This is a genomic window from Ningiella algicola (genome assembly GCF_028401415.2).
GTDB lineage: Bacteria > Pseudomonadota > Gammaproteobacteria > Enterobacterales > Alteromonadaceae > Glaciecola.
The window spans coordinates 4,603,343-4,616,562 of the sequence record NZ_CP171821.2 but is presented as its reverse complement, the minus strand read 5'-3'; the positions used below and the strand labels follow the sequence as shown (position 1 = coordinate 4,616,562).

At 44.6% G+C, this 13,220-nt stretch carries 10 protein-coding genes; 2 read left to right on the top strand and 8 right to left on the bottom strand.

Features of this window, described 5'->3' with window-relative positions; genetic code table 11:
* Positions 1-4 precede the first annotated feature (4 nt).
* From PN836_RS20205 to PN836_RS20175, 7 genes are all read right to left on the bottom strand, one after another.
* Positions 5-1,765 carry an ABC transporter ATP-binding protein gene (locus PN836_RS20205; RefSeq protein ID WP_395341875.1) on the bottom strand — a complete coding sequence of 587 codons (1,761 nt, stop codon included), beginning with the start codon at positions 1,763-1,765 and terminating at the stop codon, positions 5-7.
* A 102-nt stretch (positions 1,766-1,867) separates the two neighbouring features.
* On the bottom strand, positions 1,868-2,806 hold the full coding sequence (locus PN836_RS20200; protein WP_395341873.1) for a DUF4143 domain-containing protein: 939 nt from the start codon (positions 2,804-2,806) through the stop codon (positions 1,868-1,870).
* A gap of 522 nt (positions 2,807-3,328) precedes the next feature.
* Entirely contained in the window at positions 3,329-5,029 is a 1,701-nt protein-coding gene (locus PN836_RS20195; protein WP_395341870.1) for a hypothetical protein, read from the bottom strand.
* 69 nt (positions 5,030-5,098) lie between these two features.
* On the bottom strand, positions 5,099-5,260 hold the full coding sequence (locus tag PN836_RS20190) for a hypothetical protein (RefSeq protein WP_395341868.1): 162 nt from the start codon (positions 5,258-5,260) through the stop codon (positions 5,099-5,101).
* Between the two features lie 35 nt (positions 5,261-5,295).
* Complete coding sequence (locus PN836_RS20185; RefSeq protein WP_395345760.1) at positions 5,296-6,348, bottom strand: purine phosphorylase; 1,053 nt, start codon at positions 6,346-6,348, stop codon at positions 5,296-5,298.
* 26 nt (positions 6,349-6,374) lie between these two features.
* Complete coding sequence (gene proB / locus PN836_RS20180; protein WP_395341865.1) at positions 6,375-7,472, bottom strand: glutamate 5-kinase; 1,098 nt, start codon at positions 7,470-7,472, stop codon at positions 6,375-6,377.
* Between the two features lie 87 nt (positions 7,473-7,559).
* Positions 7,560-8,588: a hypothetical protein gene (locus tag PN836_RS20175; protein ID WP_395341864.1), complete on the bottom strand. Its 1,029-nt coding sequence runs from the start codon at positions 8,586-8,588 to the stop codon at positions 7,560-7,562.
* A 148-nt stretch (positions 8,589-8,736) separates the two neighbouring features.
* Between PN836_RS20175 and PN836_RS20170 the strand changes: the two genes are divergently transcribed.
* On the top strand, positions 8,737-9,264 hold the full coding sequence (locus PN836_RS20170; protein ID WP_395341863.1) for a YkvA family protein: 528 nt from the start codon (positions 8,737-8,739) through the stop codon (positions 9,262-9,264).
* Between the two features lie 68 nt (positions 9,265-9,332).
* On the opposite strand, the gene PN836_RS20165 is transcribed toward PN836_RS20170, so the two are convergent.
* Positions 9,333-10,478 (bottom strand): PQQ-dependent sugar dehydrogenase, encoded by a 1,146-nt coding sequence (locus PN836_RS20165; protein WP_395341862.1) that lies wholly within the window; start codon positions 10,476-10,478, stop codon positions 9,333-9,335.
* A gap of 195 nt (positions 10,479-10,673) precedes the next feature.
* Between PN836_RS20165 and hrpB the strand changes: the two genes are divergently transcribed.
* Positions 10,674-13,166, top strand: a complete 2,493-nt coding sequence (gene hrpB, locus PN836_RS20160; RefSeq protein ID WP_395341860.1) for an ATP-dependent helicase HrpB — start codon at positions 10,674-10,676, stop codon at positions 13,164-13,166.
* Positions 13,167-13,220 lie beyond the last annotated feature (54 nt).

Genomic DNA, 13,220 nt, shown 5'->3' with positions numbered 1-13,220 from the left:
TCGACTACTGGATAAGTTTCAGGCTTTGTTCACTTAATGCAAATACACTGCCCTTCGCTTTATGCTTGATAGCGTTAAGTGATGCATTGTCACCACTTTGCTCTATCACAAGTTGTTTTAAATCGTCATCATGCGTAACTACAATCACGGTATGCTCTTTCAGCTCGTTCATCAGTAAATCTGCAAAGCTTTGCTTACCCAAGCTATCTGCAAACGAGGTAGGCTCGTCAAATATAATGATCTTGCAATCAAGTAACAAGGTGCGCGCAAGTGATATTCGCTGACGTTGTCCGCCCGATAGCAGCACGCCATTGTCGCCCACATGCGTATCGTAACCGTTTTCAAGGCTTTGGATAAAGGCGTGGGCCCCCGCTGCTTTGGCGGCTGCTTCTACTTGTTCTGAACTAATGTCGGGTTGTCCGTAGGCGATGTTGTCGAATATGCTACCGTGGCTTAAGGCAACATCTTGAGATACTAAGCCAATTTGCTTGCGCAAAGAGCGAAGCGTGCACTGCGATATATCTTGCCCGTCAATATATATAGCGCCTGACTTTGGCTCGATAAAACGCATTAATAAATGCATGAGCGTGGTTTTGCCGCTGCCGTTAGCGCCAACAATAATATTGACGCTCTTGGGCAGAAATTGCGCTGATGCATCTTTTAGCAATACGCGACCTTCACAAGCGGTGTTAGCATCGTCATACGCAAAGCTGACTTGTTCGAGTTGAATGTGTCCGTGTTTGTACTCCAGCACGTCTTTGCCGCTGTCGTCAGCCTCAGGTGACACTTTAAATACATCAATAATGCGGTTTGATGCGCCCATAGCTTGCTGCACCTGCCCATACATATTGGCCAAATTACTCATGGGTTTTGCAAACAATAGCCCGTACATCAATAGGGTAATAAGCTGCGAAATACTTAAGTCACCAGAGCGATAACTTAACGCGCTAACTAACACAACAAGCACAATACCAATGGATATCAGCATTTGAATAAGCGGCGAGATAAGCGCCTGAATTCTAAACTGCGATTTACGAAGCGCCAGCATGTCGTGGGCATTTTGTTTAAATTTACGGCTCTCGCTTTGCTCCTTGCTGAAGGATTTAAGTAGCTTAATAGTTGAGAAGTTCTCAGCAGCAATCGACACAATGCCCGCTTGCTGTTGCGTAATTTGCTCTGATAGCGGCCTTATCTTTCGTCCTAAAAATTTTAGCAGCACAAAAAAGGCGGGCACGCTGAGCACAATGATAAGCGCAAGTTGCCAATTGATATTGGCCATTAACACAATGGCGCCACCGGCAATCAGCAAGCTTGGCACTAGCCCGGTAAGCACACCCGATAAAAAGTAGGCGATAACGTTTGCGTCATTGCTAATGAGCGAGAGTATTTCGCCCTTTTTGCGCTTTGAGAAGTAATCCATAGGCAGCATTTGCACATGATCGTATAGCCTGCAACTGAGGTTGGTGAGTATGCGCGCACCCACCATATTGACGCGAAAGCCAATTTGAAAACGCGCAAGCGACTGCAGCACAATCAAGGCCAGCCAAATACCCACAATCACGCTGTAATCAATACTTGAAAAGTCTACCCCAAAGCTTGAAGCAAAACTGCCAGGCGATGGCTCCTGCAACACTGAACTTGCAAACTGTCCAATAAAAAAGGGGATGGCAAGGCTAACAATGCTTTCAAATACCATCAGCACGAGTACAAGGGCAAATTGTGGCTTATATGGCCTTAAGTAGTTTGAAAAAAAAGACAGATACATGAATGCAAATTAGGCGAATACCATATGAATAAGGCAAGATAGCCGGTAGGTAGCTTAAGTGTACTCTGTGTTGCTGTAGATTTGCAAAGAGAACCCTTTGATTCAGCGAAACTCAATATTATCGCCATGCTTAAAGTGTTCAGCATAGGTGGCTCTTGCTTTGTATATAGGCAGGTGCTGCACTACTCTTTCAGGATTATTCTCAACATGACGGAATGAAAACTTGAACGCTCTTTGAGGTTTATATTTTTCGACAAAGTTTGTCAACGAAATGGAACGCTTACTTTTTCCGCTCTTAACTTCTATCGGGACATATCCACCTTCCGATGACTTTAATAAAAACTCAATTTCCATTGAGTTCCCTCGCTTAAAGCAACATAGCTCATTTTCTTCGTCAGGGAAAACCATGCTACTCACCAGCTCATTTAGGACAAAGGCCTCGGCTATAAACCCTTTATAAGCATCTTTTCCTTGTTTGATATTTTGATATGTCATTCCAATCATACTTGTCAAAATTCCAACATCATGGGGTAGCAGTTTGAACATATTTTCCTTCTTTTGAAAGCTCATGTTAAAGCTGCTGTTCATACCATCTAAAATAAAAACTTTATGGATCAGCTTTAGGCATTCGAGAAAATCTACCGGCGCAACAATATCTTCATAGCTCACACTTGTGTTCCCTAACACACCTTTGAACTTAAATTTTGGAGTAGTACTATCCTCAATTTCAGCCATCTTGACTGCTACTGCTTCATATACGCGTTTTATATTCAAAGTTGTTGCAGTGTGTTCTTTGGAAAACTTTCCGAAATCATTTTTATAATCCACCAATAGATTTGCTTTGACTTTTTCGACCGCTTTAATCCGGTTTAATGGTTCAATATCGGGATATGAATTCCATGCTTTTACAGCTTCCGGCATTCCGCCAACAAACCAATAATCACTAACTAAATCAATTAATTTGTTATGCGCTACAGTAGGCACTTTTGAATAGTCAGGTGTATCGACAAACTCTAATAGCATTGAGTTGTTCGTTGCCACCAAAAACTCCCTGAAGGTCATAGGATACATTGTGATCCTTTCGGTTTTACCTACAGGGTAATTCTTAAACAATCCAACATTAGATCCCGTAGCAATCAGATGGATTTCTGGCGCATCTTCATAAAAGAATTTGATGATCGCGCATAAAATTCAGCTCAAATACACTCTTATAGTTTTCATGGCCAAACTTTCTTACGGAACTTGTTTTACCAACTTGTCGTGCTCCTGCCAACAAAATAGGCTTTCTATCTATCGAATTTTTCCACTCGATAAAATATGAGTCATAGTTTCTGAAAAAGATATTCAATACAAAGAGCTCTATAAATGACAGACATACTATACTAGCGCAATTGGTATTTTTTTCGACTTGAAATTTGGCATTTTTGGTATTTTTAAGAAGAAAATACGAGTAGATTTGGTATTTTTTACGATATAAATAAAAGCGCACAAAGTATCTTCATGATGTTAAGCAATACGATGGGACTGTAGGCAATCGCATAAGCGCCAGCACTCTTGGTCACATCAAACTCCCACCTCAGTGCGTTCAAAGTGCCGCTTCACACCATCGTCCACTTCAAATTCAAAGCCTAGTGTTTGTGCCGCAAGTCCTTGTGTTTGTACCTCAATGTCGTATTGAGAGAGTACTCTAAAGGGTGCGCGATCGCCTTTGAATTGACGCCATTGGTATTGATGATGATTGCCTTTATTGCCACCGGTCACAAGCGCATTAATGTAGATATTGTCACCTATGCTTGCTGGCGCATCGCCGTAGAGTTCAATTTCCGGCGCTTCATACTCGTCGGTGTTGAGGGTTATTGCCATTTCTGCTTCGACTAACAAGGGGCAAATTTGGGTTTTATAGCCTGCGGCGCGTTGAATTGAGAAATACGCTTTGTTGCGCTCATAGTCAAAATGCATGGAGCCAGGTGCCCGCCCCTGAAGCCAAGCGTTGCCGTCTCTTCGCTTAGGCCAGCCCACAAACATGCTTACATCAACGCCCCACATATAATTGCTTGCGTATGGGTAGACGTCCCACGCGTCTTTTTCCCCTTTGCTTACCTTTTGTAAATCCAAGAGGTCAAAGTAAAACAAACGGACAATGGCATTACCTTGAATAATATCGCCGTAACCATCGCCAACAATATCCACCAGCCTGTATTGATTCGTTCTAAGGTTATAGCGCCACTCTTGCCTGCGCTTATACACCAAGCCCCGCTCTTTATAGTTATAAGCTTCGCCTTTTTTTGAATTACCTACGGCAATTTTAGTGTCATCGGGTAACGTCGCCGCTCCCTTCCATCGAGGCTCCTTAAAAGCGCCTGTCACATTTACTCCTACTAAGTATGTGCGCGTGCCCGCAATGGGAAAAGCAAACAAGGCTTTGCTTTCAATATTCCACCAATCGTTGTTAGCATCTGAGCCGTCGGGTTTTTTGATAGTGATATTACTTTCGAGGATGTTTCGACTTCGGTTACTGCGGTCAAGCAGGCCCGCATACTCATGGCGGTTGTGAAAGTCTTTGAAGCTGTCGGAGCTTTGTTTACTTAAATCTTCACGCGGATAGAACATCCGCGACTTTTTCCCAATACTTGGTAAAGCGTCAAACGAAACTGCTCCCTTGTTCTCGCGCAATTGTGAATAATCAAAAGGCTGCATACTTGGGCCAACATCGTAACGTGAGGCAATGGACTCTTTACCGGCGAGCGATATGGCTTCGCCACCAAAGGTACTTTGATAGGCTTTTGGAATATGATGCATGGCGCCTGTTCGCCTTGCTCGCCCCTCGCGCGTGTATGGTCCGTCAATTGCGCTATTTTTTAAATCAGTCGCCACCCTAAATGCGATAGTAGTTTGGGGCAACTGCCTGGTGTCGTAATAGGCAACAAAATTGACCACCAGCTTGCCTTGCAATTCCAGTAAGCCAACAATACGAAGCTGATTGGCGGGCAATTTGCCAAGATCCACGCGCTTGCCTCGAAGTTGATTTAAATCAACATGACTTTCATATTTGAGCATCTCTACTTGCGAAACGGGCTTGGCAGGATTGTCGAACTTATCGGGCATGGCGTACTGAGTGATTTTAGACGCACTGGCAAACCAAATGTGCTGCTTATTTTCGGATATGGCAAAAACGCCGTTACTGCCGTTTGAAGAGCTATGGCGCATGTTTATCACGCCCGTAGGAAAAAAGCGTACTGACGTCACTCGTGGTAAGTTAGACATGTCCATTGCGCTATCCTTGGCTTAATAATATCCGCATTTTACGGCTAACACTAAACACACATTATAGATTTAATCGATAATCTTATGTTGCTTAAGATAATCATATATCGCTTGGTGACTGCCAAACGCGCCCATCAGCATGCGCTCTGCATGCTCTTTTGAAGCGTCATCGTCTGATTGGGTTAGTAACTCATACCAGGTTTTAACTAATATTATAGGTGGATTAGTCATTACCGTGCCTTTTTTCTTTTCATGTGTCGTCATAATCAATGATCTTTCAAATTGGCCATCGAAGCAACCACCAACTGATCCAATAAACCCATCATCATTTTGGTGCCTGTGCCTGAGGCTATAGCGTCGAACACGTTTTCGTCGTTTTGCCCTTCCTGCCCACCGGCTAAATCGCTCACTGAGCGGATGATGATCCAATCCACTTCATTAACAAAGCACACCTGCCCTACCGCAGCCGACTCCATTTCAGTGACTTGCGCGCTATACACCTCTTGAAGCCATACTCGATACTCTGCATTGTCGGCAAATACTGAACCCGTTACGCCATTGCCGCCAAGCGCAATATTAATGGCCTTGCCTGAAGGCAGCGTAATCGGCTCAATCGTGGTCGACGCTTTTTCAGCAAGTGAAAGCAAACGTGGCGTTACTTCAAAATATGGCATTTGACGCGGGCTATCCCAGCCGTCTTTTACAATGCTCATTTCTTCGGGGTGAATAATGCCGAAGTTCTGGTATTTTGGTGCATGAGGGTCTGCCTTCTCTCGCGCCTTGTAACGCGCTAATGCCTGCTCATAGTAAACTGGGAGAATGTATTTTGACCCAGTTTCATCAGGATTCACATACACCGACTCGTCATGAAAATACCAACGCTCTGGAATAGCAATATCACCGGGCTCAAACTCAGGGTTTATCGCGCCTGCAATACCCATCATGATCACCGTATCGATGGGGAAATAGTCAAGCGCCATTTGCATCGTCATTGCGGCATTGGGTACGCTGATCCCAGTCGTAAATATAATGACCGGCTCGCCTTTGTATGTGCCAAGCTGGTATTTCACCCCTTTTATTGAGACGGTTTCGTTAATGTGCACGTCTTCTGCTGCTTCAAAGGCTGCTTTAATCGCTTTAATTTCAGGCTCATAAGCAGCGACAATGGCGGTCCATTTTTCGGTATCGGGGAAGCTTCGAGGGCCATAGTTTGAGAATGTATTGTTCTTTGCATCAACTACTTGGATAGAAACAATAAACACACAGCACAATGCCAGCGTTAAACGGGTAAAAAGTGAAATTGAGGTAAAAGAAGTCATTGGCATCTAGCGTTTCGCTTTTGGCTCTACATGCTCACTAAGTTATCACGATGCACAACTTCTTCGCCATAGTGAAACCCCAATGTGCTTTCAATTTCTTTGCTGCCTAAGCCCAGAATCTGCCCAAGTTCTTGTGCTGAATAGGCGCTAATGCCTTTTGCAATTGCTTTGCCTTCAAAGCAAATTTCGACTGCATCGTTGTTTGTAAACTGACCGCACACTTGCGTGATCCCCACGGCTAAAAGCGATGCACCTTTGTTTAAAAGCGCATTGTAAGCGCCTTCATCAATAATAATTTGTCCTTTTACTTTTATTGTGTGCGTTAACCAATGCCTTCGCGCGCTTGAGGCTTTAGATGTTGCCGCAAATAAGGTGCCTGGACACTGCTCATTTGCAAGGTGGGTGAAAGCGCTGGCCTTTAAGCCGCTCACAATCATGGTTTGAACGCCGCTTTTCGTGCACTTTTGTGCAGCTTGCAGTTTCGTGACCATGCCGCCAGTACCTAGGCTAGAACCTGCATCACCTGCTAGAGAAAGCGTATGTTCGTCAATGTTTTCAACATACGAGATGAGCTTTGCGCTGCTGTCGATGCGAGGATTTGCGGTAAACAGACCATCTACATCGCTGCAAATAATTAAGGTATCGGCTTGTGTAGCAAGCGCAACGTGAGCCGCAAGATTATCGTTGTCACCCACTTTGATTTCGTCAACTGCAATGGTGTCATTTTCGTTAATGATGGGTAGCGCTTGATTACTTAACAGCGCGTTCAGGGTGTTTTTAAAATTGATATAGCGCCGGCGATCGTTTAGGTCGTCAATGGTTATGAGCATTTGCGCGCAAGAGAAGTCGAAAAATCGCGCCCAGTTTGCCATCATCTGCGTTTGACCAATTGACGCCATGGCTTGTTTTTCAGCGACAGTTGGGCGTTGCCGAGATTTTACTTGAGAGCGCCCCGCAGCCACGCTGCCAGACGACACTAAGATAATTTCTTTACCTTGTTTGCGACTGTCGCTGATAAACTTGGCAATGGGCAACACATATTCGCCACTGCAACCCTGTCCGTCAGGAGAGATAAGCGCGCTACCTACTTTCAGTACAGCGCGCTTGAATGAAAAGCTTTGCATAAACGTTGTTGAATGATCGTTCGGATACTATGCAAAGAATGTCACATAAAATGCAGCAAATTCATACCATTTTTGATGTTAATCGCGTTATTGGCCACTATCGCTTTCAATTGGCGCTTTAAATGCCGGCTCACAAGGAGCCACTTCATAGCGATATCCATACACTTGCTCACTGTCTTTTGTAATCAACAATATGAGATCTTCGTTTATGATGACGCTATGTTGTTCATCCGCTTTTGTGCAAGCAGAATATTCGTAAGATTCGAGATAAAACATGAAGTGCGCAATTAGGCGTCTGAGCTGATGGTGTTTATGCATGTCATCCTCATTCATTTCGAAGAAGCCAAAGTCAACGCGCTCCTTATTTTCCATAGCTTCATTACCGATGGAAATGCTTAAGATATCAGCATCAACAAGCTGCTCAGTCGTATTTTGATTAAACGCCATTTTGAACTCATTGTTCTCGTCTAAAGGGACAAGGTAGGGAATAGCAAGTGCGATTAAGCCTGCGCAAACTATGGGTACTAGAATAAGTCTCAATACCATAGTCAGCCATGCCCGATGTTCGTCCTCCCAATGTGCTTTGAGCTTGATCCCAAATATTTTGACCACAACTGACAGCAACAGCCACAAATTGATGAGAATAATTGCAAACGACAGCAGCAAGACGCTGGCAATCGCTACCCAAAATGGTGTTAGGACGAGCGTGGCAAAGCCCATTGTAAAAATAAATGGCTGCGGTTCAATTCCCGATATTTGATTGATTTGCACCGCAGCAAAGGCCAAGGCTACATTCGCTGCCCCAACGTAAAGCACTAGAATGAGGCTTTTTCCGATATTAGATTGCCATAGCTTAAGAAAAAGTCCGTTGAGCTCTCGCGCCAGCCCTGCGAGCGCAATTAAAAACACAATGAATATCAAACCGTCAACAAAAAGATAATCAAGCAGCAACAGCAGTGCACCGGCGAAGTAACAGCGCTGAGAAAAGTTATATTTATTTAGGTCCGGTTTTAAGCTGTTTAAACTGAGTGACTTAACTTTGTTGCTGACTCTCTCATACAAGGATGAGCGTGTTTCGCTCGGCTGCGAGTTTTGATTAATAACTTCTTTTGTCAAGCTTGAACACCCTTATTTATGGTTTGCGACAGACATTAACCTGCTCGATTCAAACATGAATAAACAAGGATATCCATTAAGATCATGATTGACAGAATCGCGGTAGCTCTTTAATGTTAGCTTACTAATAAAAACAACGGACCAAAAAATGAGTATAGAAATCAGTTTTGAGCTCTCAGATGCCGACTTAGAGCACTTTAGAGCGCTAATGAAAGTCGCAAGTGACAAGGCAAGTGAGTATTCGCCAAAAGAGGTGCTTGAAAAAGCAAGGGCTGTGTGCGGTGAAATGGAAAGCGCAAGCCTGCCGGATTTTGTTAGAACTCGGCTAAACTCGCTCGAAACGCTGATTAATGCCCTTGAAGATCCTGAATGGCAAATGCCAGAAAGCGAAAAGGCTGAAATTCTTACGTCATTAGCTTATTTTAGTGAGCCTCATGATTTGATCCCCGATAACATCCCTGGCTTGGGCTATGTTGACGATGCCATTATGATTGAGTTGGTGATTCAGGACCTATCTCAAGACCTCGATGCTTACACGCAGTTTTGTAACTTCAGAAGCATTGAAGAGAAGCGCCGCGGCAGCGAAGCAAACGTGAACCGTGAGAGTTGGCTGTCAGGCAAACGCACAGAGCTTCGCTCTAATATGCGCAGAAGAAGACGTTTGTTCTCTCGATAAAGCAATAAACGTAAGTCAAATAAAAACGCGAAGCCACTATGACTTCGCGTTTTTTTATGAACGCTGATTTAAGCTTTCGGCATCACTTTGTATATGCCGTTTGCATCAGTACCGATATACAAATACCCGTCTGGACTCATGCTCAAACTTCTCACTCGCCCGATTCCTTCAAAGAGCTTGCTGTGACCTTCAATTTTTTCGCCATCCATGTCTACATGCACCACTTGCGCAAATTTAAGAGAGCCTACCAACATGTCGCCTTGCCACTGCGGATATCGCTCACCTGTCACAAACACCATGCCTGAGGGCGCAATTGAAGGTGTCCACTGCCAGTTTGGCTGTGCCATGCCGCTTTTTTCAGTAATGTCGGTAAAACTTGTGCCGCTGTAATTGATGCCATACGAAATCACTGGCCAACCGTAATTGACTGACTTTTTCACAAGGTTAATTTCATCACCGCCGCGAGGGCCATGCTCATGCGTCCATATGCCACCCGTTTCTGGATGTTTGGCCATGCCTTGCGGATTTCTATGCCCGTATGAATATATGGAAGCATTTGCCTGCTCATTGCCCACAAACGGGTTGTCTTGTGGAATGCTGCCGTCGTCGTTTAGTCTATGGACCTTACCGGCGTCTCTGTCTAAGCGCTGAGGGTTGACATCACGCTCACCTCTGTCGCCAATGCTTAAGTACAAAAAACCTTCATTATCAAATTCAATGCGGGCACCAAAATGTCGTGTGTTGTCGGTGTTGGGTGAAGCATCAAACAGCAGCTCTACGTCACTTAAGGCCATATTTTCTTTATCGAGCTTGGCGCGAACCAGTGAGGTATTGCTCCCCTTCTCTTCGCCTTCGAATCCAGAATAAGCAATGTATAACCAACCGTTCGATGCGTAGTTGGGGTGCTTCTCAATATCCAGCAACCCCCCTTGGTTGCGCGCATCCACTTTGGGCACGCCTGAAATCTTTTGCTCTAGCAAGTTACCGTCGCTTATCATGTGCAGCGTGCCGTTGCGGTCGGTTACCAATAGCTCAGTTTCACTAAGCCACACCATGCCCCAAGGCACCTCTACACCGTCTGTGATTTTTACAAGTTCATAAGCATCGTCTGCCGCACTCGCTTCAATGGGTACTGACGCAATCGGATTAGCGAAACATGCACTCATGCCCATCGCGGATAAAAGAACTGTCGTTTTTAAGACATTGTTTAACATAGCTAACCTTTTAATTTCCTGTTGTATTCGAATAACAATTATTAATGATACGTATTTAGCGCTAATGTTGTTCATCCTCTTGATAGAGGTAAACACTTAGTCATACCCTTTCAATGAAAATGCTGACTATAATAACCTGAATCCTGTTTATAATAGGCAAAAAATGGCAAGCCAGATGCAGGGATCTTTGAGGCAATGAACAACAGCACACTACCCATCGAAGATATTTTCACCGCATTAAAGCAGCAACTGAGCGTTGGCAATGCCATAGTAGTAGCCCCTCCCGGAGCGGGAAAATCAACCGGCTTACCGCTGTTTTTACTTACTCTACCCTTATTTAACGATGCAAAAATCATTATGTTGCAACCGCGAAGAATCGCTGCGCGCAATATTGCACTGTTTTTGGCGCAGCAGTTGAACGAGCCGCTAGGAAAAACGGTGGGTTACAGAGTGCGAGGAGAGAGCAAAGTAAGCGTTGATACAAGGCTTGAAATTGTCACAGAAGGGGTATTGACGCGCATGTTGCAAGCAAACCCTGAGTTGCCAGGGGTGAGTCTTATTATTTTTGACGAGTTTCATGAACGCAATTTACACGCAGACTTTTCGCTTGCGCTTTGTCTGGAGGTGCAGCAAGCTTTAAGAGATGACTTAAAGCTGCTTGTAATGTCAGCCACATTGGATGTAGAAGCGCTTGGCAAATTTATGCCAAAGGCCCCCCTTCTTAAAAGTGAGGGCAAGCAGCATGAAGTAAACATTGAGTACCACGGCGCTTGTAACGCGAAAACCATTGCCAATGACGCCTGCAAAATAGTGCTAGAACGCTTTGAAAATCACAGCAAGGATTGGCTCATATTCTTACCCGGTGCACGTGAAATTAAGCAATGCGCACAATTGCTAACTGCAAAACTGCCCACCCACGTAGACGTACTCCCCTTATTTGCTGATTTGAAAAAAGACGAGCAGCAAAAAGCGATTTTGCCAAGTCCTGAAGGACGGCAAAAAGTCGTGCTGGCGACAAACATCGCCGAAACCAGTTTAACCATCGAAGGTATAGAGGTTGTTGTTGACAGTGGGCTGGAAAAGACCGCCGTATTTGACTTAAAGCGCGATTTAAGTCTGCTTAAGCTGCAAAAAATTTCGCAGGCCTCTGCTATACAAAGAGCGGGACGCGCTGGACGTTTGATGCCTGGTACCTGTTATCGCATGTGGTCAAAAGACTTAACACATCGATTGGCGCGGCAGTCCACACCGGAGATTTTGCAATCAGACATATCCTCGCTGGTACTCGAAGCGAGCGTTTGGGGCAGCAATATAAACGAACTTGCATTAATTGACCCACCCAGTAAGGCTCAGCAATCTCATGCTATGGAAAAACTGCAGCACGCAGGTGTTGTTGATAAAGGTGAAAAACTCACACCTGTAGGCAGTGCCATTCATAAAATTGGCGCAGATATCAATATTGCGATTATGCTGCACAAAAGCGCAATGCTAAGTCCTGCGCATCAGAGTATGGCCTGCGCCATTGCTGCGCTGCTCGAAAATAAAGACCCAATTAAGAACAGCAACAACGTTTCTATTGCCTTACGTTTGCGTTTTTTATTAGAAAACCGACAACATCCCATTTGGCAAGCGATAAAGCATTGGCACAAAAAGCTGGGGATAAAACAAGCAACATGGTCGCTGGAAGAATCATCGCTGGTGCTCGCGCTTGGCTTTGTCCATTGGATTGCGAAACACAAAGGAGAAGGACGCTTTGCTCTTGCTAACGGCAGCGGAGCAAGTCTACATCATGATGACGATATGCTCAGCCAGATGCAAACAAGTGACGCTAAGTGGCTTGCTATAGGACACATGCACTTAATCGATACGCCCAGCAGTTTGAGCGCGAATGCCATTATTCGCTATGCAGAGCCTTTGCCTTATGAAAACATCGTGCATCATTTCGAAGCGCTGTTTTTTGATGAGGAGCAAGTGACGTGGGACGCACAAAAACACAGAGTACGCGCCACTAAAAACCGTTATTTTCAGAAACTATTGATAAGCTCAAGCGCAATACAAAAGCCCTCGAACGAGGCGTTGGCTCAGGCCTGGAAAACCCATATTCTGCAAAAAGGAATTGATGAAATCCCCCTAGGCGAGCGGCTTGAGCAACTGCTAGTTCGCTCAGCCATTCTGAATAAAAATAAACCTAGCGAAGGCCTTTTTGATTTGAGCCTGAAGAGGCTTGAACAAACAATAGACGAATGGTTACTGCCCTTTCTAGATAATAAGCATACCTGGCAGCAGCTTTGTGGCTTAGGCTTTTATCAGCTTGTTTATCAGATGCTCAGTTATCCGCAACAACAGGCCTTAAACGCGGCCTTACCGGAATCTTTCAGCATTCCTACTGGACGTAAAGTGAATATTAACTATAGCGTCGACGGTAGCGCTAAAATTTCAGCGCGAATGCAAGAGTTTTATGGTTTAAATGAACACCCGACGCTGTTAAGTGGCAGGCTTCCTCTCACAATAGAATTGCTATCTCCGGCCCAACGACCGCTTCAGGTAACGCAAGACATCGTGAGCTTTTTCAAGGGTAGCTATCGCGAAATACAAAAAGAAATGAAAGGGCGTTATCCGAAGCATTTTTGGCCAGATGAGCCGATAAATGCGCCGGCTACTTCGATGACGAAAAAGCGAATGAGCTAGGTGTATAGTGCATCCTAGTTGTATTTATGTAGCATATTGCTACAATTTATACTC

Excerpts from the sequence above, each read along its gene's own strand:
- PN836_RS20190 (WP_395341868.1), bottom strand. The coding sequence starts at position 5,260 with ATGACTAATCCACCTATAATATTAGTTAAAACCTGGTATGAGTTACTA.
- PN836_RS20205 (WP_395341875.1), bottom strand. The coding sequence starts at position 1,765 with ATGTATCTGTCTTTTTTTTCAAACTACTTAAGGCCATATAAGCCACAA.
- PN836_RS20165 (WP_395341862.1), bottom strand. The coding sequence starts at position 10,478 with ATGTTAAACAATGTCTTAAAAACGACAGTTCTTTTATCCGCGATGGGC.
- PN836_RS20185 (WP_395345760.1), bottom strand. The coding sequence starts at position 6,348 with ATGACTTCTTTTACCTCAATTTCACTTTTTACCCGTTTAACGCTGGCA.
- PN836_RS20170 (WP_395341863.1), top strand. The coding sequence starts at position 8,737 with ATGAGTATAGAAATCAGTTTTGAGCTCTCAGATGCCGACTTAGAGCAC.
- proB (WP_395341865.1), bottom strand. The coding sequence starts at position 7,472 with ATGCAAAGCTTTTCATTCAAGCGCGCTGTACTGAAAGTAGGTAGCGCG.
- PN836_RS20195 (WP_395341870.1), bottom strand. The coding sequence starts at position 5,029 with ATGTCTAACTTACCACGAGTGACGTCAGTACGCTTTTTTCCTACGGGC.
- hrpB (WP_395341860.1), top strand. The coding sequence starts at position 10,674 with ATGAACAACAGCACACTACCCATCGAAGATATTTTCACCGCATTAAAG.